This is a genomic window from Psychrobacter sp. H26, assembly GCF_059073035.1.
Genome location: NZ_JCACRW010000001.1, coordinates 679,123 through 704,536 on the forward strand (window position 1 = coordinate 679,123; position 25,414 = coordinate 704,536).

The following is a 25,414-nucleotide window of genomic DNA, read 5'->3' on the forward strand; positions in this document are numbered from 1 at the left end:
GCCATAATTGATCATCTAAACACGATCAACTGGACCCATGGTTATGAAACAAAAACTCGCTCAATTAAAACGACTGCAGACAGCACTTGCCAGCTTGCAAGCGGCCACAGACATAAAGGCGCGCTTAATAGCCGCAAAAAAGCTCACTGACATATTGAAGGATATCGGTGCAATAAGCCCCCTAACGTTAAAAGAGGTCCAGCAAGCTGCTACTGTTTACGAATTGAATAATACGGGTGATGACGATTACAGTGACAATCCAAACGATGAGAATTATCGTTATGCCGATACCGGCTATATCGCAGGGTCGCACAAAGAACGTGCCAGTAGCCGTATTAAAGATTTGGCCAAAGACGGCATTACTGTTAAAGCTACTGATATTGAATGGGATGAAATCGAAGCTGATGCTTTAGTTGCTGAAGATGTGATTAAAAAATCTAACATTATGGGGAATGTGGACTATCAGGCGTTAAAAGATCAAAACGTGGAAGCCGGTACCGCCTATCTTATTCAAAAGGTTTTAGCCTCTGTGGCACCTGAGCCTTATTGGGATGTAATGGGTTTCTTGCAAAATAGCACATCAGGGCGCCGAGTTATTGGCGGCCGTACTGAAAATAAGCTAAGACTTGCTGCGCATTTTAACGCTATTCCAATTATTGATCAGAAGGCGCTGGCTCGTAGGGCCTATGTTAACGGTATCAATACGCTAAAATCACGCCTCACTGAGAATAAAAATATTATTGGTACCAGGGACCTGATTGCTGAGCTCAAAGCTATTGCCAGCGAAATGTCTGGTCACACTATTAGTGCATTGGATGAGGGCCAATATAATCAAGCAGTTATTAAAGTAACAGAGCAAAGAGAGTTTATCGAAAATAAGTCTTTTGAGTTTGAGAGCGAATACAAGGCGGCTGAAAAGCTTGCACTAGAAACCTTGGATGTGCCTAACGATACTGCCAAGGAGCAAGGTTTTGTAGAATATGTGGGTGGTAGCTTTAGGGCTGCTCGCAGCCGTGGTAGCTACTATGCACGTCAAACGTCAATGAGAAGCTGGCTTGCTGAGAAATATCCTAATATTGAATTCAACAAAAGATTTGCAAGAGATATAGCGCCGGTTGTCGTTAGTGAAGATATTGATAAGTATAAAGAGCTTGTGGACGACGTTGAACGAATCGCTCTGGCCAACAAGTTAGTGGCACTGGTTGACCCGCTATCAACCTTAGCATGGATATCGCTAGGAGAAAGATTCTGGAATATTGTAGAGCTGCAGTCAGACGCCTTTATCAAACATGCCAATAGGGCCATTAAAGGTAAATACAATGACTGGGAATTAACTATTAAGCCTGATAAAGGTCCATCAGATGAGCAAGGCAAGCATAAGGGTAAGAGAAAGAGCACTTTTGAGTTGATTGTTGCTGACAGTATTGAGCGTATTGGCGGTGACCCGGTAATGATTAACTCTACTGAAGAGTTAAAGGATACGTTTGGCTTTCGTGATATTCAGTCAGGTAATTGGGTACTGAAGGATAAAACCAGTGCTAAATTTCACGTTGAGAATGCGGCAGCCGCTATGATGGACCTGTCAGACATCGTGAAAATTGATCCTAAATCCTTGGCTTTTGGGGGCAGGCTAGCACTGGCTTTAGGTGCCCGTGGTACTAAAGGAGCTTTGGCACATTATGAACCGGTCCAGCGTGTCATCAATATTACTAAAATGAAAGGTGGTGGTTCGCTGGGCCATGAGTGGTTCCATGCGATCGACAATATCTTGGGCGAAGTGTTAGGCGTAGATGGTGCGACTGGTGCTGGCAAGTACTTAAGTATTGATCCTATGATGGTAGCTGAGAAGTCAATCAATCTGTCAGTAGCTTTTGCTAAGCTACAAGAGGCCATGAAGACGGGCGATGTTAGAGCACCTGAAGTATTTAGAATTACTGATAAGGATGTAGAACTTGCGCTACTTAATATCAAAGAAAATAGTACGCGCTTGGCTAAACTGATATTTGACGCTAAGGACGCCAAAGAAGCGGTAGATATTGTTGATTCAAAGCTTGGTTCGCCGCATAGGTCTAAGCGTAGGAAAAACCATAGCCAATGGCGCAAGGTTGCCGTTGCCTTTTTCAATCAAGATAAAGTAGGGGAGCCGATTGTTTTAAGCACTGGTGAGCCTATATCAGAGTTTTATGCCAATTCTAAGAAGCTTGATGCTGAGCGTTCAAGGCCTTACTGGTCAACCACACACGAGATGGCCGCACGTGCGTTTCAAGCTTTTTTAGAAGATAGTCTCAAAGACCAGAACAGACGTAATGATTATTTAAGCTATGGGGCAGATAATGCGCTATACGGCGGCTATCATCAGGCTTATCCTGAAGGCGAAGAACGTAGGAAAATTAATTTGGCCTTTGAGAGCTTGTTTGAGGTGATTAAAAGCGAGAAAATCTTTGAGAACGCTAGTGCTGACCAAGCCATGATGGATGCTATCTTCGGTTCGTCTAGTGTCTTCTTTGATGATAACTATAGAGATATACACTCACGGCAGTTATTTGATTAATGGATAGTAAATTATTTATAAATATAAAAACATAAGTAAGATAGTGATTTATCTAAAAATTCTTAAAAAACAATTGTAGATAATATACAATTGTTTTTTATTTTTATGATAGACACAATCATGTCATTTGCGAATCATCTAAAACCTGTTTTGATAACCAGTATCCAATTATGTAGCCTAGGTGGTCTTACCTGTCACGTCTATGCTCAAGCTGATCTAAATCAGATAGAGCAGCAACAATACAATCAATATCAACAGCGCCTTGATAATTTAGAGGATAAAACCTCTAAACCCTTTGTGAACTTCAGTGAACCAACGCCAGATACTAGCTTGAAACAGCCACCGCTTGGTGAAAGTCCTTGTTTTAATATCTATCAAGTTAATTTACAACTGCCTGATGAATCTGCTCTCAAAAGACAGTTTGCCACTATCTTAGGGCCTATAAAATACGGGCAGGGATCTATACTAGGTAAATGCATTGGTCAGCAAGGTCTGAATTATGCGTTGCGTAATGTACAGAATGAGCTAATCGAGCAAGGGTTTATTACCACTCAAGCGAGTTTACTTGCCCAAGACTTAACCAGTGGTACGCTTGAGATTACCATTACACCTGGTCGACTTGACAACGTATGGCGCGGTGAAGATGGTCACCCAAAGGTTAATGTTAGCAACGCCCTTGTGTTAGACAAAGGCGATGTTATCAATTTAAGGGATATTGAAACCAGTCTAGAGAACTTTAGATTACCGCAATCACATAGCACGACGATTGATATTATTCCAAGCATCAACGCGGCTGATAATGAGCAGTATGGCAGTAGTGATCTCGTTGTGACTCAAAAGCGTGCTAATCGTATACAGTGGCAGCTTGGTATTGATGACTCTGGAAACAAGGATACGGGTCAGTATCAAGGGACGGTGAGCGCCACCATCGATAGACCACTAGCATCAAACGATGTTCTTAATCTATCTTACACCCATACGATTGATCCTTGGAATAACGTAGATAGTGCCTCTAATAATGAAAGTATCTATGCGAACTACCGCTACCCCTATAAGAACTGGCAACTGCAACTAACACATAGTGATTATGGTTTCGATCAAACCTTAGCAGGACTGAATGAAGATATTATCTACAAAGGCAGATCCGATAATAGCGCTATTGATGTAAAAAGAATCATCCATAGAAATAGTAAGTCTAAGACGATTGCTACCATAGGTGGTTACCACGGTAATTCAAAAAACTTTTTTGATGACATCGAGATTGAAGTACAACGTCGTCGATTTGCAGGTTGGAAAGCCGGTATCACTCATCAACGCCAAACCAGCTTAGGTGAGTTTAATGCCAGTATGCAATACCAAAGAGGCACGGGTGCTTTCTCAGCAATAGCAGCTCCTGAGAGCTTTATCAGTGAAGCGGAATCACAGCCCAGTATATTGGAGGCGCAATTAAACCTCAGAAGTCCTTTTTATATCTCTGATGCCTCTTATCAATATAATCTGCAATGGCGCGGTCAATATAGTCCTGATGTTTTAATACCTCAGGACAGGTTCAGTATTGGTGGACGTTACACCCTCAAAGGGTCAAGTGAAGAACAAAGTCTATCAGGTGAGAAAGGAATGTTATTACAGCAAGAGATTGCGCGCATACTGCCGCTACCGAATCAGATGACGCTTATGCCCTATGTCACTGTGGATCAAGGCTGGGTCGATGGTGATAGTACGCAATTCTTAGCAGGGAAATATCTGGTCAGCTCAAGTCTTGGTGCTAGGCTCTATGCAAGCAATATCAGCATAGACGGTTTTGTAGGCAAGAGTCTGCAAGCGCCTGATTCATTTGATAAAGACACGGTCGGAGGTTTTAGAGTGACGGTGTATAATTAAAGATAATATAAAAATAAATATATAATCAGCAGATTTAAGTATACTTAGCTCATCTTAATTACTTTTAAGTATTGCATGTTGACTTTTTCGAATGTAAACCAGAATCTAGTAAAGCCTACAGTTATGTAGGCTTTTTTTATGCGTTAGAAATAATTTTAATAGCATTAAACCTTTGATATGGCTGTTTATATAGTATTAACTATAACATCAAAAAATAGTTGAAAATAAAGCTAGTATTTACAATAGTTCAGGATTACAATCTGAAAAATTAGTTACATTTGCTAACATTTATTAACTATTTAGAGTGATTTAGGACATGAATAAACAATGTTACCGCGTAGTGTTTAACAAAGCCCGTGGCATGATGATGGTGGTTAGTGAGGTAACCAAAAGTCAAAATAAAAAAGCAGGCAACAGCAGCGGCAAGAAATCTCCCGCTGCAAAATCAGAATCAAACTCCGGTATCAATGTCTCTTATCATCGTTTGGCCATGGCCATTCTATGCTGTCAAAGTATGGTCTACACCCAAGTACAAGCGGCAACCTCTGCCATACAAAATACGGCCAGTAATGTCCCAGTTGCCCAACGAGCGGCGCTCTTAAAAGCAGCCAACGGCACGCCTATTGTTAATATCCGCACCCCTAACAGTAATGGCTTATCGCACAATACGTATAACCAGTTTGATATCGGTAGTAACGGAGCTGTCCTTAATAACAGTATGGGATCTGCCAACACACACTTAGCAGGTAATATTGCGGGTAACCAATATCTTGCACAAGGCGTTGCCAATACTATCTTGAATGAAGTCCGTAGCAATGCTGCAGTCAAGTTTCAAGGCAATATTGAAATTGCAGGACAACGAGCTGATGTCATTATTGCCAGTCCGTCTGGACTGCAAGTACAAGGCGGCGGTTTTATTAATGCCAATCAAGCCACCTTAGCAACTGGTACGCCTAAGATTGACAGTGCTGGCAATCTGACAGGATTTGATATCAAGCAAGGACAGGTTCAATTTGATAATGCGGCGACAGGCAATGCACTGGGCGGCGATCTATACGATGGTAAAAACAAAAACCAAGCCAACTATGTAGATGTCCTAGCAAGGGCAGTAACAATTAACGGTCAGATTCATGCCAATCAAGATATTAATATCGTTAGTGGTAGTAACACTGTTGATTATGATACTGGCACAGCGACTAAGATCACTGGGACAGGAACTGCCCCAACCTTGGCAGTCGACGTCAGTGCGCTTGGTGGTATCTACGCCAACTCTATTAATCTTGTCGGAACGGAGAGCGGCTTAGGCGTTAGAAATGCTGGTAATATCAACGCTACTCAGCAGATTGTACTGACCAACTCGGGAAAAATTGAGAACACAGGTACGATAAAGACCACAAAAGCCCAAACCAGTTTAGTGAGTGTCAATGCCACAGGCACGACAGGTAGCATTGAGCACAGTGGCACCATCGGCAGCTATGGCATGATTGATATGCAAGCTGATAAAGACATTCTGCTAAATGGCGGTATCATCAGAAAGGAAAACCCCGGTACGAATGCTCAGTTGATGCCAGACATCTTACGAATGGATGCTGCTGGCGACCTGAAGATGTCAAATACCTCAGATGTTCGGAACTTCACTGTAGTAAACAATGAAGCAAATATTTACATGCATTCAGGTCGTGATACTTTCGTGGATAGTCAAAGTATCGTAGGCTCAAACGGCGGTATCTCTATAGATGCTGACCGCTATGTGCGTCTACTTGATGGTAGTAATACTTTTTCTCGTTATGCGCCACTGACCGTACACTCTCGAAATGGAACCTTGATTGATAATAGCAGAGTTACTAGTCGTGGTGATATACATATTAGCGCAAGTAAAGATGATAATACTAAGACTGCAGATACAGTGATTAGTAATAACAGTAAAATAACTGCCGAAAAAAACCTAACTGTTAGCGGTGAACGTGACGCTTATATCAAATCAGGTAGTAGTATCGCTGGAGCAAATGAATTTGCACTACAAGCTGGTCGCAATGCAGTAATTGACAACGCTGGTAGTATCAAAGTTACTAATGATGCTGCCCTACAAGCTGGAGAATTAGCCTATCTAAAGGACAGTATCCAACCTATCACTATTGGTAAACAGCTAAGTATTGAAGGTAAACAAGCAACAGTTTTAAATAGTACTGCTAATGCTAACGATGGTATTTACATCACCAGCCAAGGCAAAGCCACTACGATCACCAATAGCACTTTAAATAGTACAAAAGGGGCAGTTACGGCTATCGCCAATCAAGCAGCCCTAAACGTCAATAAGATGACCACCGATGCCAATAGTACTATCTTGGCAGCTGGTAGTAATGTCGGTGTTACGGCTAGTACCATTAAAGCCGATAATATAGTCGTTGAATCAGGAGCGACGACCACTATTAACGGACTTATGACCGCTGCTAAAGATACTAAGCAGATAGGTGGCACTAGTATATTGTCAAAAGAAAATATTAACGTCAGCAATAGCACATTAAATAGCACAGGCAATATAAATTTAGATAGTGATGGAAGCCTAATTCTCATAAATGATAAGATTAATGCTAAGGGTGTTAACTTAGAAACAGCTACTCCTAAAGTCGGTAGAAACGTTGAGACTAATAGAGTATCTGATGGTTATGTTGATTTTCAAGGAGAAGGAGATATTTATCTTCAGAAAACTGAAGTAGTATCAACTGGAACTTCAGGTACAGGAATTAATATAGTTTCTGGAAACTATTTAAATCTTGCCGATACTAAAACTAAATCTACAGGCAATACTACGCTAAAATCTAGCAATCTAATGGCTATCAATAATAGTGAAGTAAACTCTGATAAACATCTGGTCTTAGATAGTAATGATGAAATTCTTACCAATGCTCAACGTTATATATGGGGTATAGAGCCATTCGCACCATCGCTGGATAATCCATATTTTTATTGGAATCCAACTAACTTTGTGCCTGCTGAAAAAACTTGGATTACTAGCACAAGATCTCTGCCTGGAAATACAACGCTAAAGGCAGGCGAAGTATTATCTGTTGATAGCGCTTCAACTCAAAGCTATCAGAATACAGACATCATAGGTGGTGCTGTTCTTATCAATTCAGACTCTAATATTGCTCTTAATATTAATACTAGTATCGCAAGCACTGGAAATAATAAACTTGCTACCAGTAAAGAAAAACTTCCCGATGGCAAGGCTATCAGCACTCTTAATGGCGACCTATCAATCGCTAGCAAATCAAATTTAACCATTGACCCAAAAATTGTTAAGGTGCAATCAAGAGGTGATATCAGCTTAACCTCTAGAGAAGGCAAGCTTCATCTTAAAGGCTATGCGGGAGAAAGAAGTAGTTCTTTAGTTGTCTCACGCGGAGAAACTGTAAATTTAACAACTTCAGGAAATATTAATTTAACTGGCAAAGAAGTTCTGATCGAAGCTGCTATCTTGAAAAATGAGAACGACAAATCTATTGATTACATAGATTATACTAATGTAGATTTTACTAAATCAGACTATCAAGAACAAATAAATGCTATTGACCAAAAATATGTACCTGGTTTCAAAAGAGATTGGACAATTCCTTATACTCCAACTGGTCCAAATGAATATGTTAGAATCAATAATGAATATCAAGCCATAAGAGCGTTAGAAATTGCACAAGGGATTAACTCAACCAAACCTGTAGTAGGTGGTGTTAATATTACTGCTACTAATGGTAGCGTAGAGCTAAAGGGTATTAAAGAGAAAGTTAGTGATTTCACATGGGGTGTTTGGGAACCTATATTTTATGTTTCTAGTCATAGAGTTCAAGTTATTGAGGATCAAATCAAGTTAGTCAATGCTGAAATCACAAGTACGAGAGCTGATACTAAGCTATCAATACAGAACAAAAATATAGAGGTTGCTAAATTACAAGGAACGTTATCAGATCTCAATAAAATTTTAGAAACTTCAAAAAAAGCAAGTCGAGGTTATGAAAATAAAACAGTAACAATTGATTCTTATGGAACCGTTAACGTTAGTGCTCAGAATGGCGGCGTTTTGATGGAAGCTACAGATGTTACTAGTCGTAACGGTGGCATCAATGTTTTAGCCAAAGGCAATCTAAAGCCTATAGCCTTTACTGATGGTACAAGAAAGGACACTTACAACGATAGTATTCGTATTACGGGACTTGTCGATGTGTTCGAACAAGGAGATATTAGTGCAGGTAGGATTACAGGATCTAATTACTCTGATCATCAGATTGTTAATCAGCCAAAGCTTAAAGCAAAAGGTAATATACAAATATCAGGAGAAGGTAGTTTAGCTGAAGCCTCTGATACTTATAATTCTGCTACTAAATCCTACATTACTAATAATGGGGTTGTCTTAAACAGTGCTGACATCATCTCAACCGCTGGTAATGTTCGTATAGATGCCTCTACTGGTGATATAGATCTTGAGGCGTCTCAAGCATCCTTCTTAGATCGCTCTAAGTCAACGTCCACCTCTCGTAAGTGGTACGGCAAAAAGAAAAGTACTACAACTACTAAGGTTTCTAGCAACAACAACGCAGTTACAACGGATATTCAAGCGAATAATATTAGTCTAACATCTGATGGCAATATCAATATCTATGGTTCAGATATAGCAGCGCCTACTGGTACTATCAATATATCAGCAGGTAAATTACTCAATTTATATGCTGTTGATGATGTGAATTATAACAGTACTGAGATTCAGAAAAGATCTAGCTTCTTGGGTGTTCGCTACAATAAAGATAATACCAACGATACCCGCCAAGAGCTGACCCAACTACCAACCACACTGATTGGTGACAAGGCATACACTGCATCAGGTGGCAGCACGTTGTTGGAAGGTACAGTATTTAACACTTTACAAAAAGCTGTCATCAAAGTTGGTGTTGGGGAATATGCAGACGATAACGCTGTAGTGATCTTAGCACCTATTACTAATCAAATAACAACCACGCATACGCAAGATAGAGAAAGCACCGTTTGGATGAAAAAGGTCGATCAAGGCAGTGTCGTCACTATTGCATCGCTACCTAAGTTTAATCAGGTTCCAACGATCACTTCACCAGGTGGTGTGACAGTAGCTGTGCCAGTCGAAGTCACTGTCGATGCGAATAATAAAGCTAAGACTGATATTCAAAAGAGTTCAGCTGAGCTAGGCAAGATCGCACTTGATCTATCTAAACAACCAGGATATGAGTATCTTGCGACACTGGATAAAGATAACGATATCAATTGGGTACAAGTTGATCTGATTCAAAAGAATTGGGACTATACGCAAGAGGGTTTGACGCCAGGGGCAGCGGCTTTGATTGCTATTGCTATTACTGTCGCAGCAGGTCCAGCAGGTAGCGGCCTTACCGCATCTATGGTGGCTACTAATGCTGCTGGTCTTGCTTTGCAGACGCAAGCGGTTATTACACTGATTAATAACAAAGGCGACATTAGTAAAACGCTAAAAGATATGGCGAGTAGTGATACCATACGTAATATGGCAACGGCTGCGTTAACGGCTGGTTTAACTGCTAAGCTCAATTTACCACAAATGGCTAATAACGACTTTGCCAATAAGTTAGTAAATGGTGTTGCTGAAGGTGCGACTGGTGCATTTGTTAATGCTGCGGTCAACGGTGTGAACTTGGAAGATGCTCTAAAGAATAGTTTGCGTAGCTCATTAGTGGATGTATTTGCAGCTGAAACCTTTAGTAGCTTTGTAAAGAATATTGATACAAATGATTTTGCTGATAATCTTGCACATAAGCTTGTAGCCGCTGGTGTCGGTTGTGTGACTGCTAGTGCTAAGAAACAAAGCTGTGACGCTGGTGCACTTGGTGCAGCTGTTGGCGAGATGTTTGGAGATTATTTAGTTGATAATCCTAATGCGCTAACAGATATACAAAAGCAAGAAATTATCAATGCTGCTAAGTTACTTGCAGGATCTATAGCATTATTGACTAACGTGGATGTCAATGCAGCAGCTGAAATCGCTGGAACTGCCGTTAAAAATAATTCTTTGAAAAATATTGAAGATTACTGTGGTAGTTTTTCTGATTGTTTTGAAGAGTTCCGAAAGAAAGGTAGTATATCTCAAAGACCTACGGATATATATAAGGGGGACTGGCAGTTAATTGCAGTTTTGGACAAACAAGGTAAGACTATAGGCTATACTGCATATAACACTAAAACGAAAACTACAGATTTTATTGTACGTACAAATGAGGTTCAAGAATTTAAGAATGCAACACCTACATTAATAGAGAACGCTGTTGCTTTATTTGCTTTAACTCAAATGAAACCTAAGTATCAATACGATGCTGAAGTTGCTATTATGAATAGAGATGTAAATGCTTTTGGACAAGCATGGACTGATGCACTTTCTTCCCCTGGATATTATTTATTTGTCGGCTTAAACGCTACAGGAGGTGTAATTGCCAAAAATATTGGTAGTAAAGTTTATGTCTATAGAAAAATGTCCGTGGTGGAAGCTAACGTGACAAAAAGTTCCAATAGGTTACAACCTTCCATTTCTGGTTCTAACAGCAGTAAGTATTTATCAGAAGATCTTGCAAAAGTTAAGGCGTTCTCAAACAAAGGTGTAACTGAACCGCAAGTGATTGTCAGATTTGAGTTAGATCCTATACAGTATAATTCTATGATGGCAAAAGCAGTCAATCAAAATAACTCTAAAGGCATTAACGCTATAAAATTAAATAATGAAGGTATAACAAATCCTAAGTTAAATAACATTGGTGTTCCTAGTGGCATTTTAAATGACTTCAATAGAGCTATTAAACCTAATGGAGTGAAAATATATGAGTAGTACTAGAAAAAGTCAAAATATTATGAAAGAAATTACTGAAAACTTTAAAAATATGGATTTTGATACAGGTTATAATTTGCTCAATAATTCAGGTTTATCAGACGCGAATATTTTAGTATGCAGAGGAAATGCTGAATTCTATAAAAAGAATCACAGCAATGCCTTTGATTTTTATGGTCAAGCGATGGAAATAGATAGCACTCTGCGCATATCTAGAGATTTTTATTTATGGGCATCAAAGTATCTAGCTGAAGGAGATTTAGTACAAGCTTTTCAATATTATCAAGAAGCGATTGATATAGAGCCAGATTTTGTAGATGCTTATATTGACCTAGGAGCTTTAATGATAGAAATAGGAGAGTTTGCATCTGCAAAAAAATGTTATACAGATGCATTAGCCTTAGATCCAAACGATATTGGAATTAAGAAGAGTTTGGATAGCTTAAGTAAGTTTTAAAAGCACTTATAGAGTAGATTAAGGCAGTATTAGAAATTATGACTGAAATAGTTTAGCCCTTGTAAATAGACATCGAACAACTATTGCTTTTCGATGTCTATTTACCTAATTAATTTTGAATAGTTAAAACAATAATTGATTGAACGGAGCTTACTCAATAAATTACTTAAAATTTTCTGTTTAATAGTTTCTAAATAATTTTGGATTTATATTAAAGTTACTTCTAGACACTTCTCAATCAATTATTAATAATAATCGGATAAGAGATAACCCGTGGCTCAGGTGGTGGCGCCGTTCGCACTACCTCGGTCACGGGCTTATCTGTCGCTTTGTCTTTGATCCAAATATCAGCATAGCTGTCTTTACCAAACCATGCCGTACCGATATCAGTAGCGAAGTCCAGCTGATAATTCTTATTAGCTTCAGCATCAAAGGTAATCTTGGTCGGCTGCGTATAGTGCCCTGCCATACGGTAAGTGACGGTCATCGTATGCTCACCCGTCGTAATCGGGTAGACACTATCCCAAGTATCGCTGTAACTCTCTTTACGCTCTTTAGGGACGCGCTTACCATCGATCTCCATAATATAAGCGATGCGATCACCAACGAGTTTGGTATGTCGTGGTTCCATCCTACCCACGATAGTTGCGCTCGTACCTGATACGGGTGGCTGATAAATCAACTCAGGTGGTAACTCTTTTACATTTTTCATGCTCATACAAGCGGTCAACAACGGTAGCATACATACCAATACAGTCCATTTCATCGCTTATTCTCAGTAGAATTTATTTAATAATAGTCAGTTTTTCAAAACATCGGTTGGTAAAAATTCAATTGGTATAGTTTACCCATTTCTTCTTAAAACAGTAACGTTTTTATTAGAAATTATCATAATAGCTAGCGCGTGATGTGCTTTGAGACTGTTTAATCACTATTATTAAGATTTTTGGGTATACCCCAGCGGAACTCATTACTTCAACTTTCAAGCCTATTAATAGACTACTATAATGGAACCACTTACAACAGAGTTTTTTAATTCAAAAATTAAATAGTAAATTATTCTTCCTTTACTACAGTCATAATTATTAATCAGTAGTTGCTTTCAACTCGTCTAAATAATCAGCCCATGCTTGCATCATCACTTTGCGTTCTGGTAAGAACACAGTGCGATTATAGGCTCTGCCATGCATGTCTCTTACGCGATGAGCGAGCTGCTGCTCTACCAATGCTTCAGGAAAACCTAGCTTCTCTACAATCAAAGTCCTTGCTGTGGCTCTAAACCCATGTACTGTCTGTTTTGATCCACTGTAGCCAAGCCGCTTCAAAGCTTGATTCATCGTGTTTTCTGAAATTGGCTGGACAGTGGTATGAATAGCTGGGAATAGGTACTGGCTACGGGCGTGTAGGGATAACTCACGTATTAAAGCAATGGCTTGCGTAGGTAGTGGAACGATAAGAGATAGGCCAGTTCTGCGTTGAGTTTTTCTTGGCGTAAAAGTCCAGGTGCCTTCATCAAGATCAAAGTCATCCCAGAGAGCGTAACGTAGCTCGCCAGCCCTTACGAAAAGCATAGGCATTAGCTTGATAGCGATCCTAACTTCAAATGACCCTTGATACTCATCAATATCGTTAAGCAATCTACCAAGCTCATCCGTATCTAAGATAGTAGCATGATGTTGTACGACTGGTGTCTTTAATGCACCCAATAAATCTTGCGTAATATCACGCTCACAGCGTCCAGTCTGCACAGCATACCTAAATACTTGTCCTGCCATCGTACGCATCTTTACCGCTGTCTCAATAAGCCCTTGTGCTTCAGCCGATCTACATGCTTCTAATACATCCATTGGCTTGATATCAGTTATAGGCATGCTACCAAGGTATGCATTTAGCCGTTTCAGCTGCCTATAGTTATTTTTGATAGTAGAGGGGGCTATATGAGTCTTGCGGCTCATATACTCTTCAGCAACCATAGCGAATGTATTTTTAGACTCAAGCAACTGCTTGCGCTCTTCATCTCTTTTGATATCGCGTGGATCATCACCGTTAGCAAGATGATACTTAATATCAGTCCGCATCTGTCTTGCAGCTGCTAAAGTGATCTCTGGGTATTGACCTAGTGTTACTGTGACACGCTTTCTTGTGATAGGTGTCGTGTAGTCAATGCGCCAGGCTTTTGTGCCGGCCTTGCTAATATGTAAATAAAGACCACCGCCATCCGTTAAGGTATAGGGTTTGTCCAAAGGCTTGGCCTTATCGACTTGAGTATTGGTAAGGGGTTTGACGGTTTTTGCCATTTTTACAGTATCCTCTACAGTATTTTTGCGCTCATACTGTATAGAATACTGTAAAAATTACAGTAAGCAAGGGGTAATTATGGGTATATAAGGTAAGTTTTGGACAATAAAAAACCCCTGAAAGCCTCGTTTGTGGGGCGTTAAGGGGTTTTTTAGTGTATTCATGTGGTGCGCCCACCAAGACTCGAACTCGGATCGATCGCTTAGGAGGCAATTGCTCTATCCTGTTGAGCTATAGGCGCATTGTGGAGTGACATTGTAGAAAAAAGCAGTCGTAAAAGCAATCAGCAAAAAGGTAAATACAAATAATTTATTGCGATTCGCTATTACCAAGCGCATCAGCGACATTTACTGGGTTATCACCGGATGCCTTGCTCGCCTGTGAGGATGGTTCAAATAAGTCGTTTACACTGTTCTCATAACCATTAATATTATAGTACTCGTATTTTTCTAATATAGTTTGACCGGCACTTGAGAGTAAAAAGTTACGGAAACTAACGGCAACAGGATTATCGGTCAAAACCACACCTTCAAGTGCTTGATCGTCTTTTAGAGCATAATTGAAAGAGGTTAGCGTGCGTGCTTCTTTGTTGGTGCTATTGGCAGTAATGTCATCACTGTCAGTCTTATCGTCATCCGTATTGCTATTGACCGAGTTAGTACCTGTTTGATTTTGATTGCTACTGTGTTGAGTGGCTTTTAGCTTCTCTTGTATGGGCGAGAGACGCTCTTTGGACAGCTCGTTATTGGCAATAATAATATCTGTATCAGAGATAAGATCAGAGCGTTCGTCGTTCGATATCGTTAGTAACGTATTAGCAGGAATATAATTCGCCAAAACTTGTATATGAGGATAGCGAGACTCAAAGCTTACAATAACGTCATCTATCGGTACTTGTAGGCTTTGTTCCGCACGAATAGAAAGCGTACTATCAGGGGAGGTGTCCGTGCTTTCTTCGTTTGCGGCAGGTGCAGGTTGCCTCTCATTGGTCATAATAGGCAGCGGATCTGTATTTTTGTGATTACTGGTCCACAACCAAGTAAAGAGAGCGATAAAAATTGCTACTAGCAGCGAAATTAGTCCAACCAGTAGCAGTTTGTAGTCTTTCATATATTACTGCTCTCTATCTATTAATGGGTTCGTCTCAAAAGTTGTATCAGTCACTATATAGGATATAGCGTTTCTTTAAAGCTTGTGATCCATGACTTCATCAGTTAGCTCTGCCAACATATCCGCAAACACATCCTTTTCTATGGCAGATGATTCTAACGATTCATCGTGTTTATTGCTATCACTGTCATTAGTATTGAAATTAGAGGGTTGAACGCTTGCATCAATAAACTCATTAGCAGTCGTTCTTTCAAAGCCCATTGCTTGATGAGCTGCTAATGGTGATTGTCCCGCTGTCAGTCTGTCTTTTAACCATTTAAAGCCATGTGTCTCCCACCACAACTCAAAACGCGATAACGTGCTACCCCGCACTGCAGCAGGTAAATCTAAGGTGCGTAGTTTTTGTGCCAGTATAGGGTCGCTAATAGCTTGGTGAATACTAAGATATAGTGAGCGACTGTCATCAACATACGGGCGCCTGTTTTGCCATGATCTGTCATCGATTTTCATCCGTGGTAGGCACCAAAGCTCACCACGATAATAAACAACGTACAAACGCTGCTTAGGATGGACAAAAATAGCATCAATAGGACGTAATGGCATAATATTCAATAACCCCGTAAAAGTGTCGTTTTAATATAGGGTGTAACAGCTGATTTGAAAAAGCCACGCCCTTCATTTTTCATAGTCAAAACACTTATAACTATGCTCATGCTCAATGCGACAATAGATGTCGCAAGGTATTACAATATTGGTATTTATACTAGCAAACGATAACCATCAATGGCACACTGATAAATAAAGTGATTTTTTATCCTCTCAATATCTATTACTATCGTTTCCAATGCGCTTGGGTCATATATATAATGACTTTTGCTCATGATAACTAGCATAACGACCCATATACTAGCAGAAATGCCATACAGTAACGACTACCAAACATGCATTGATGAGTGTTGTTTTCAGCGCTGTCCATGCAGTGGCTGATTACTGACATGAGGCTTTTACTAGTATGTTTTAGCCTGTCAGTCACAATAAACAGCCTTTCTTAACATTCATATTCTACGCCTACTTTAATCAGATTATTGTCTATGTTTACCATCATTCAGTCGCACCGTACCGAAAACCTTGTCGATCAACTACTTGAACAATACCAGTCAAAAAGCCAGCATGTTTTTGAGCCCTTTATTGTTATTGTGCCCTCGATGGTATTGGGTGATTGGTTGGATAAAACAATTGCCAGCCGTGCGGGGATTAGTACATTGGTGCGTACTAAGTTTTGGGGCCAGTATCAATGGACACTCATGCAAGATGTGCTCACCAGGCACAATGCCTATTTGTTAGAAGCAGATCCTGAAGCGGCTACATTGAATGTGCCTGAAGTTGCTGTGTTGTCACCAACGGTGATGCAGTGGCGCCTGTTTGGTTATCTCACTTACTATCAAGATTTGATTGTTAAGGATGACACCCACCCAGTACATCCGCTATTGGCATCCTTGATTGATGAGCCGCAAGTAGCAACGACGCAAGAGGGCGTACAACAAGATAAGGCACAACAAGACGCCCGTATTTGGCAGCTGGCAAGTGATTTGGCAAGAGTGTTTAATCGTTACTTAACCCACCGTGAGGACTGGCTTGCGCTATGGTCACATAATACGCCGCTCAATGTAGACGCATTGATAGCAGATAAAGATGCGTTATCACTACGCTTTGATCAGTACGCACGGGGGACGCCGGAGTGGTTGGTGGCGCATTATGTGGAGCTTGAGGCAGCGCAGCGATTCTTATGGTCGCATCTGTTTGCCGACGTGCATCAACACCGTGTAAGCATTGAAAACACTTTTTGGTCAGCTCTGGAAAATAATAACGCGAATGAGCGTGCTCAGTTGCCCAAAGTATTGCGTATTTTTACTATTCAGCAACTGCCGCAAACCGAGCTCGATTTTTTGCAGCAGTTGTCCAAATATATGAAGATCACCCTATTACATTATAATCCTTCTAAGCTATTCTGGGCAGATATTGTTGATAAGTCTTGGCTACAGCGCCAGCAAATCATTAACCCTGAAAGTGTATTTTTACGTGATTATGGACATAGCTTACTGTCACGTCTGGGCAAGCAGTCTCGTGATACTTTTGCCATGCTTGCCAATTTATCAGGTAACGAGCAATATCAAGATGATTTAGTAGAGTGGCACGATAGTTTTGATGATAATCTTAGCCGTATCAGTGATGAAAGTGAGCACAGCATGGCTGATTTTGGTCGCTCTCAAGCCATACAAAACAGCCCAAGTTTATTGCGACGTTTGCAAAATGACGTATTGATGCTTGATGAGCAATCGACCCAGCAAGCTGCGGCAACAACAGTCTCTCAAGCCGTAAATGAGCAAATAGTGTTGGGCGCTGAGCCAGAGTCGCCATGGTATGACGATGACGTACTAGAAAACAAGCGTTTTGAAAAGGATCGTTTGTGGGCAATCTCTGCTCAAGACAATAGCCTAAGCATTCACTCCTGTCATAATTTGCAGCGTCAGCTTGAAGTACTGCGTATTATGATTGGCCGTTGGCTCAATGAACCTATTAAAACTGGTGAGAAAAAACGCCATATATCAGATATCGTGGTGTTATTGCCAGATGTTGAGCGCCATCATGCGCTGATTGGCTCTATTTTTGTTAGTGGCAAGGGTCAAGATGGCTTAACCTTGCCTGCGAAGGTGACGGGTGTTGTTGATGCTGATATTCGTCAGTTGTGGGAAGCGATTATTGGGTTTTATAAGCTGCTCGGCAGTCATAGTGCCCGTTTTGAGGCGGCCGAGGTTTTAGACTGGCTGATGCTGCCGCCCTTATTTGAGAGTTTTGGATTGACCCGTGAGCAGATGAGCCGTGGCTGCGATCTGCTGCTAGAAGCAGGCTTTGTTCGTGGTTTTGATGAATGGCATCTGAAACAAACTTTAGATATTAACGACTATGATTATCGCTTTAGTTTTGCCCAAGCGTTAGACAGATTGACTTTAGGCCTTGTGATGCCAGAAGCGAGTCTTAGTGACTGTTTGTACCCTTTAGAGGAGGGTGAGTGGCCAACTACTGCTGTGCCCGAGATGAGCTTGCCACTGGCGCAGGTCAGCCTAAATGACGCCATGATTGTAGAGGCGCTTTGCCGTATCTATACAGGCTTGGTGGCAAGGCGTGATGATCATACACAAAAAATGAAAGCAGAAGATTGGTTGGATCAGATTGAGTCCCAAGTGATCCACCGCTACTTTGGTGATGTTGACCAAACGCGTACGATGCGTGCCATTTACAATGCGATGAATGGTTTTAAATCAAGCTTACGTGCCAATCGTCACTACAGACAGTACTCTAGTGGTGATATTGACAACAGAGAAGTGGAGCAAAAGCTGGCAGGCGTTGAGCAGCTGCCACTAAAACTGAGCTTTATGCTAGACAGTATCGAAGCTGAGCTTGAGAGTCAGCAGGTCAGTGCGGAGCCTACTGGAGTGATTACTTTTGGGCGGTTTGGGGCGCTCAGAAACGTGCCTTTTGAACTGGTGGTGATGCTCAATATGGATCTCTCTGAGTTTCCTGGACGTGATCGTGACAACCGGTATGATTTGATGAAAGCAACCAATTCACGTCGCGGTGATCGAGTCAGCGAAGATGACGACAATGGGGCATTTTTGGATGCGCTGCTATGTGCTCGCAGTGCATGCTGGATGTTCTACAATGGCCAAAGCTTGACCGATACCCATGAACACCTACCTGCCAACCCAGTGAGTGAGTTGCTACAGTTTTTACAAGGTGAGGTACAGTGGCAGGTCAACTCACTTGAGACGTTGTCTGAGGATGTCGATCCAACGACAGAAAGCCTTAAACGTTATCTACCAAAGCTCATCAAGCAGTGGCTGGTTACTGAGCATCCAGCCCTGCCTTTTCATAAGAGCTTATTTGAAACAGATATTGAACATCCCCCTGTGCAAAATATTGATACCTACAGTGTCAACATTGACCCAAGCAATGACCCAAGTAATCCCGCTGATGATGTTCAGAATAGCAGTCCTACCGCTGCGGCCGATGAGCTAGACAATTTATTAAGTAAAGCTATGCGAAGCACCAAACTTGCTCAGAAAAAACAATTCCCACCTGCGCCGCTGTGGCACGCTGTGTTTGAGACACTACAAAGAAGAGAAGCCAGCAAATACCTACAACTCGTTGGCCTACCTACAAAAGCACAGTATGAATCAATAGCTAAGCTGCTTGGTCGTAGTATGGGTCAGCTTGGACAGGTAGATGACCAAACCATGTCTACATTGGCTGATATGCTGGGTCTAGATACACTTTTAGGCAATAGCGATACTGACAGTATGAATAGAGCAGCGCTTATCCAAGCAGTATCTGATAGCGTATTCAACATCGGTGAGATCGATGTTGAAGGTATGTTGATATATCAAGTACGCCACCCTGCCAAAGCTTTTTTGCGTACCCAAAAGGTACATGTAGTACAGGGCGAAGATGCATTAGCACATCAGGAACCGCTATTTTTGGACAGCTTAACGACTTATCAAATCAAAGAATATTTAATCAATAAGCTGGCGGCTGATAAGCGTACTGACAATACTGCTCCGCAAGATATCTCAACCTTGATGTATCAAAAAATCATACCAGCAGGGGTAGCACGCCAAACCACCCTACCTAACCAACAACAAAAGCTGCAGCAGCAGTGCATAGAGTTTGAAGAGCAATTAATTGCTAATGGATTTGTTGATAGTAGCCTGCTAAGTGAAGGCGTAGCAGACAACACTACAGGCCTACAGTTACTAACGCCCACCGCTGAACATCCTATTCAGGTGGCGCTGCCAACGATCTTGAATGGTACTGATAACGAGATACTGTGCAAGCTATTACCCGAAAAGGTTAAGATTAAAGGGGTAGTGCCGATATTACAATCAAAATCAGAATTACAGGCACTAGCACCATCAGTCCCTATAGATAATCATGCTAGCCGCGCTGCTGTTGAGACAGCGACGGCCTATGCTGAGCAATCACCCAAGCAGTGGTTGAATATACTGCCCAATTCTGCCAGTCCAAAACACTTACTCAAATTTTGGCTGTCGCATTTATATTGGCAGGTTGCCAGACGGACCACTGCTGAGCAGATAGCTTTAGATGACGGCGTGAGTATTTGGCGCTTTAATAAACCCAGCTCACAGGTAAGTGCCTATAAAGATTTCATCGCATTTAAACTAAGCCCCATCGTCTATGAAGATGCAGTGATAGAACTGATAAAGTGGACGATTTTTGGCAACCTATCGGGCCAAGTTCCCATGACATTATTGCCTGAGTATGCGCTCAATTATCTGGCTAAGTGCTCCAAATCGCAAGAAGATGATAATGAAAACGACAGCTATTGGCCAAAACGAGCAGACTTCTCAGATTGGCTAAGACCTAATTATAACTCAGACATGGTATACGACACTTGCTCTCAGCATGCCATTTGGCAATATGTACTGCGTGATCAAGATGCCTTTAGAGCATTATCAGCATCATTAACTACTTTGGCGCAGCCGTTGTATGCGCCGATGCTTACGGCACTAAAAGGATTGGATAGCTAGTGCTTAGTGTCTTTTTTATTCTTTTGATCTCATTAATAATAATTAAAAGTATGCGCTTATATGACAGATTTTACTGATACAGCCGATATTATTGAACCTTCTGTACAACCAAATTTATTTGATGATCATTCAGATGTTTTGGGTGACTCAGGGGCTATAGCTGAAGAAAAAGAAGAAATAGCGCCAGCGGTTGCTGTTGCATTAACGGGTCGTCATCTTATCGAAGCCTCAGCGGGGACAGGAAAAACGTGGACGCTGACTGGCATTGTGCTACGACTATTGATTGAAGCGCGGCGTGCACCGGAGCAAATCATCGCCACAACCTTTACTCGAGCTGCCGCCGCCGAAATGCGTCAGCGCATCCACGACCGTTTGGTAGAGTTCTATCAGCTATTACAGTGGGTCAACAACCTGAGTGCAGATACCAATAATAAAGATAACTTATATCCCAACCTATTGCAGGTACTGCCTGACAGTGACGATAACAATAACAATAACAATAACAATAACAATAATAACAAGGGTAAGTCGGAAAGCAATGACTCAAGCGTCGAATCAAATACCGAAATAGATGTTGATGAGTTTAATCAAAATGCTAGCCATGATAAGCAGATGGCTAGAGAAAAGCGCGCACAAGTCAAAAAACAGCGTGAAGAGTGGTTAATAGAGCAAGCCGAACATGTACGCCTAGATGGCATCATGCAAGATCCCGTGAATCTGCACTTGGTCGGTTATTTGCTTGATCATGTGTATAGCTATCCTATGGCAGAGGCGATTCGGCGCACTGCATTAGTATTAACGACGTTAGATAAGCTATTCGTCGGGACGCTCGATAGCTTGGCGCAAAAGTGGCTGATCGAGTACAGTAGCGAAACGGGTCATCAGCAAGGCATGGCGATTATCGAAGACAGTAGTATCGAGCAGGTTACGGACAGTATTATTCATGATGAGCTGCGTCAGTTTCAAAGCCGTTTATATCACGAGCAGCCCAAACTGTATGCGCTTATGGATCAGCAAGGTAAGCTGACTGCAATAGGTGATCATAAAAAATTCGTTTCTCGTTCGCTGAATTTTATTTCTGCGCCGATTGATGAGATAACACTAGAGCAAGGTTTTGATTTTGATGCGTATGAAAAGCTGATTCATGATTTTGCCCAGTTAGATCTAGCAGATATTCAGCCCTATCTAAATTCTGATTACAGAAAATCTCAAGGATTTAATGGGCGTTCCAATCTATTTAAACAGTTCGATGCACTTGTTGATGTCCATCAAAAGGTAGCACAATATCAGCTGACATTTAACAGCTATTTGAATGAACGTGAAAATAAGATCTTAACGTCGTTGCAGGACGCCAGATATCCAAATGAAGATGGCAAAATTAAGAATTTCAATAAGAATAGAGAAAAAGAGCATCAATCCCTCTTTGAGCTAGAGACCATCAGTAAGTTGATGGCGCTTTTAGATATGATGGAAGGGTTAAATCAGCATATCCTATTGGTTTTAGCCAACCTTAATCGTCATATCGTGCTTGCGGTACGCAATAGACTGCCAGTGATTTTAGAGGAGCGAGGAGAGACCACATTTAGTCTACAAATGGTGCGCTTAAACCAAGCATTAACAGGTCGGCAAGGCGACAAGCTGGCGCGTTATATACGTCATCATTACCCCATTGCATTAATTGATGAGTCGCAAGATATTAATGGCGAGCAAGCCATTATGATCGAAAGTATTTACTTGCCAAAGAGTAAACGCAAACAGTCGGATAATGACAAGAAATCCACCACCAAAAAATCCAACCATGAGTTTTTGCTACTGGTTGGTGACCCAAAGCAGGCGATCTATGGGTTTCGTGGCGGTGACGTGACCAACTATAATTATATGAAAGCGCAGTTTGACAAAAGCACCATTTGGACGCTCAACACTAACCGGCGCTCCACTCTCAGTTTGATTAATGCCCTCAACTGCTGGTTTGGTATACCTACAGCAACAACTGCTGAGAACAAGCTGGCGCAGCTAGGCAGTGGTATTTATTATCAGCACAGCAAAGCCGCAAAAAAGCAGAGTGAATTGTCTTGGTTTAAGAGTTCAGACGAAAAAGATAGTGGTTTGATGACAGAGGTACTCTCTACTCAGCCAGTGAGTGTACTACACTTGCCTAATGGAAAAGATAGCGAGCTTGACTATGATGAGTATGAAATCACCGCACGTCATATTGCTAGCTTGCTCAGTAGTGGTCAGACATTAAACGATCAGCCGATTCAGCCCAGTGATATTGGGGTGCTAGCCCGTACCAAAAAAGATCTAAAACAGGTTGAAGATGAGCTAGTCAAACTGGGCGTACCCACCTTGACCACCAGCGACGTCAGCATCTTTGAAACGATCATGGCAGAAGATATCGCAGCGCTACTTAGTGCCATGCTATACCCGTATCGTCATGACATGATTAATCGAGTGTTGACCAGCCATCTGTACGGACTGAGCATCAAAGATGTCCAAGCTATGATGACGGATCATGAATCAGGTGTGGTTGAGAGTGATGACAGACTTAATAGTATTAATCCAAATAGTAGCGATGTTCGAAACATAGAATATAAAAAGAGCTATCAGGATTTTATTACGTATCTAAAGGAAGGGGCACAGCGTTGGCAGCACTTTGGTATCTTGTCAGCGCTGCACTATTTATTGGATAGAAGCCCCATACAGTCACAAGGCGTTTGGCAAGCTCTAGCCGCTCATCCAGAAGGTGATCGACATATCATGGATTTACGCCATGTGATGGATGTATTGGCACAGTATGGCTTAGGCATGGGTGAGCATGAGCTGCTGGCTTGGTTTAGGCAACACATAGAGACCGCACCCAATAGTGATTGGGCGAAGCAGTATCCGCTACCGACAGAGTCTGGCGTGCAGCTCATGACTATTCATAAGTCAAAAGGGCTTGAGTTCCCCATTGTCTATGTACTGGGTATGGGAGACGCCAGTAGGAAGTCAGGCAATAATGAGAAGCATGGTCTATATCTATATAATGCCCAGCAATCGCCTTCAGCGTTAGTACAGCAATCCACAGAAGGTCAGTCAATAGGTAATCAGCGCCGTTTTTCTGCGTTACAAGGATCTGCCACTAAAGATGCTTACTTCACTGATATCGAGACAAATGAAGGTTTTGATGAGCTGCGCCGGCTTGGATATGTGGCATTTACGCGGGCTAGTGAGCAACTTTATGTGGTGTTGCGAGATCCTAAGAAGAATACAAATCCTGAATTAAGGCCAGTATTTTATTGGTTTGACTCTGCAGACGCAAAATTTGAATTACCTGACAGGCTAAAAGGCACGATAGGCATGCTTAGAGGGCATAATATCAATGAGTTTTATAATAGTCATTATGCTAAAACAGTAACGTCGACAGATACCAAGCTTACCATCGCACCCACGACAGAAACTATTGAGTATGCTGCTTTTACTGATGTCATGAAAACGAGCTATTTTTATGGTTGGGCTAAGACCAGCTTTACGGCGTTAGCTCGTCAGCTAGACGAATCAACACAAGCAATGGCTGTCGTAGATGAGCGTATTGATGATGCGATAGATATTGATATGACAGACACCGCAGGATTGGTTGAGTCTTATCCTAATAGTAGCCTTAATAGTAATGCGTCTCTCGAAAAAATTGATGAGATGAGTCTCAAGTCTGAAGACGATATTCGCTTTACCTTCATAAAAGGCGCTAATGCAGGTACGTTCTTGCATGAGATATTCGAAAAAATTGACTTTAACAACAAACTGCAGTGGTCTGGTGTGCTCGATAGAGCTATCAGTAGTTATCAGCTACCGCTGGTGTATAGCAGTGCTGAATATCAAAGCCGTAGAGCACAAGGCAGCCGAGAAGAGAGTGCTGTCTCACTTAACGCTGACGCAATAGATACAACGAAGCATGAGGCGTTGATTGTTTGGATTGAAGAGGTTTTGCGCACCCCGTTATTGGCGTCCAGTCAGCCGCTTTATTCTCTCAATGTAGAGCAACGCTTCGCTGAATTAGAGTTTAACATGGGACTGTCAGAGCGCTTTAAAGCAGAGGATATCAGTAAACTATTTCAACAGTATTTACCTGATGAGACAGACAAACATGTCAACCTCGTGCCGCAAAATAGAACGCACTTGTATCGTTACTTGCGCGGTGAGATTGACTTGGTTTATGAGCATGCTGGCAAGTATTACGTAGTCGATTATAAGAGTAATTATTTAGGAAATAGCCTAAGCGATTATAATGAAAGTACACTCAAAAAAGCCATGTCTAAAGCAGGATACTGGTTACAAGCAGCGATTTACCAAGTAGCATTACATCGATTCCTTTCAATGAGAATCGCTGATTATGCGGGTAATGAGGACAAGTATTTGGGAGCGGTAGAGTATATCTTCCTACGAGGGGTATATAACCCCAACGGTCAAGCAGCTGCTAGCGTATCGCAAGCGGCTAATGAAACGAGCGAATCACCCTACAACGGTCGCTATGGGCTCGTTACTTGGGATATTCCAATTGATTTTATTAAGGGGTTGGATGCGCTGTTTGGCATGCCTGACTAGTGGGCTCTGTACAACGATTTGATACCCAAAAACATTATATTGATTCACCAGATCATCAC

At 41.5% G+C, this 25,414-nt stretch carries 10 protein-coding genes and 1 tRNA gene; 6 read left to right on the forward strand and 5 right to left on the reverse strand.

Features of this window, described 5'->3' with window-relative positions; translation table 11 throughout:
* The first annotated feature begins 43 nt into the window (after positions 1-43).
* The 4 genes from AC5JPT_RS02900 to AC5JPT_RS02915 all read left to right on the forward strand — a co-directional run bounded on the left by AC5JPT_RS02900 (position 44) and on the right by AC5JPT_RS02915 (position 11,760).
* Positions 44-2,551, forward strand: coding sequence for an LPD1 domain-containing protein (locus AC5JPT_RS02900; protein ID WP_493857050.1), 2,508 nt, complete (start codon positions 44-46; stop codon positions 2,549-2,551).
* A 120-nt stretch (positions 2,552-2,671) separates the two neighbouring features.
* A complete protein-coding gene (locus tag AC5JPT_RS02905) occupies positions 2,672-4,432 on the forward strand; it encodes a ShlB/FhaC/HecB family hemolysin secretion/activation protein (protein WP_493857051.1) in 1,761 nt (586 codons plus the stop codon).
* Between the two features lie 316 nt (positions 4,433-4,748).
* Positions 4,749-11,303: a two-partner secretion domain-containing protein gene (locus AC5JPT_RS02910; RefSeq protein ID WP_493857052.1), complete on the forward strand. Its 6,555-nt coding sequence runs from the start codon at positions 4,749-4,751 to the stop codon at positions 11,301-11,303.
* Entirely contained in the window at positions 11,296-11,760 is a 465-nt protein-coding gene (locus tag AC5JPT_RS02915; protein ID WP_493857053.1) for a tetratricopeptide repeat protein, read from the forward strand. The genes AC5JPT_RS02910 and AC5JPT_RS02915 overlap by 8 nt, the downstream gene beginning before the upstream one ends.
* Positions 11,761-11,998: 238 nt before the next feature.
* Here the strand turns inward: AC5JPT_RS02915 and AC5JPT_RS02920 are convergent, their stop codons facing one another.
* From AC5JPT_RS02920 to AC5JPT_RS02940, 5 genes are all read right to left on the reverse strand, one after another.
* A complete protein-coding gene (locus AC5JPT_RS02920) occupies positions 11,999-12,526 on the reverse strand; it encodes a hypothetical protein (RefSeq protein WP_493857054.1) in 528 nt (175 codons plus the stop codon).
* Positions 12,527-12,845: 319 nt separating this feature from the next.
* Positions 12,846-14,057: a tyrosine-type recombinase/integrase gene (locus tag AC5JPT_RS02925; protein WP_493857055.1), complete on the reverse strand. Its 1,212-nt coding sequence runs from the start codon at positions 14,055-14,057 to the stop codon at positions 12,846-12,848.
* Positions 14,058-14,223: 166 nt separating this feature from the next.
* Positions 14,224-14,299, reverse strand: a tRNA-Arg gene (locus AC5JPT_RS02930).
* Positions 14,300-14,367: 68 nt separating this feature from the next.
* Positions 14,368-15,168, reverse strand: a complete 801-nt coding sequence (locus tag AC5JPT_RS02935) for a hypothetical protein (protein WP_493857056.1) — start codon at positions 15,166-15,168, stop codon at positions 14,368-14,370.
* Between the two features lie 75 nt (positions 15,169-15,243).
* Positions 15,244-15,771, reverse strand: a complete 528-nt coding sequence (locus tag AC5JPT_RS02940) for a hypothetical protein (RefSeq protein WP_493857057.1) — start codon at positions 15,769-15,771, stop codon at positions 15,244-15,246.
* Between the two features lie 488 nt (positions 15,772-16,259).
* On the opposite strand from AC5JPT_RS02940, the gene AC5JPT_RS02945 reads away from it, so the two are divergent.
* On the forward strand, positions 16,260-20,774 hold the full coding sequence (locus AC5JPT_RS02945) for an exodeoxyribonuclease V subunit gamma (protein WP_493857058.1): 4,515 nt from the start codon (positions 16,260-16,262) through the stop codon (positions 20,772-20,774).
* Positions 20,775-20,834: 60 nt separating this feature from the next.
* Positions 20,835-25,355 (forward strand): UvrD-helicase domain-containing protein, encoded by a 4,521-nt coding sequence (locus AC5JPT_RS02950; RefSeq protein ID WP_493857059.1) that lies wholly within the window; start codon positions 20,835-20,837, stop codon positions 25,353-25,355.
* Positions 25,356-25,414: the final 59 nt, after the last annotated feature.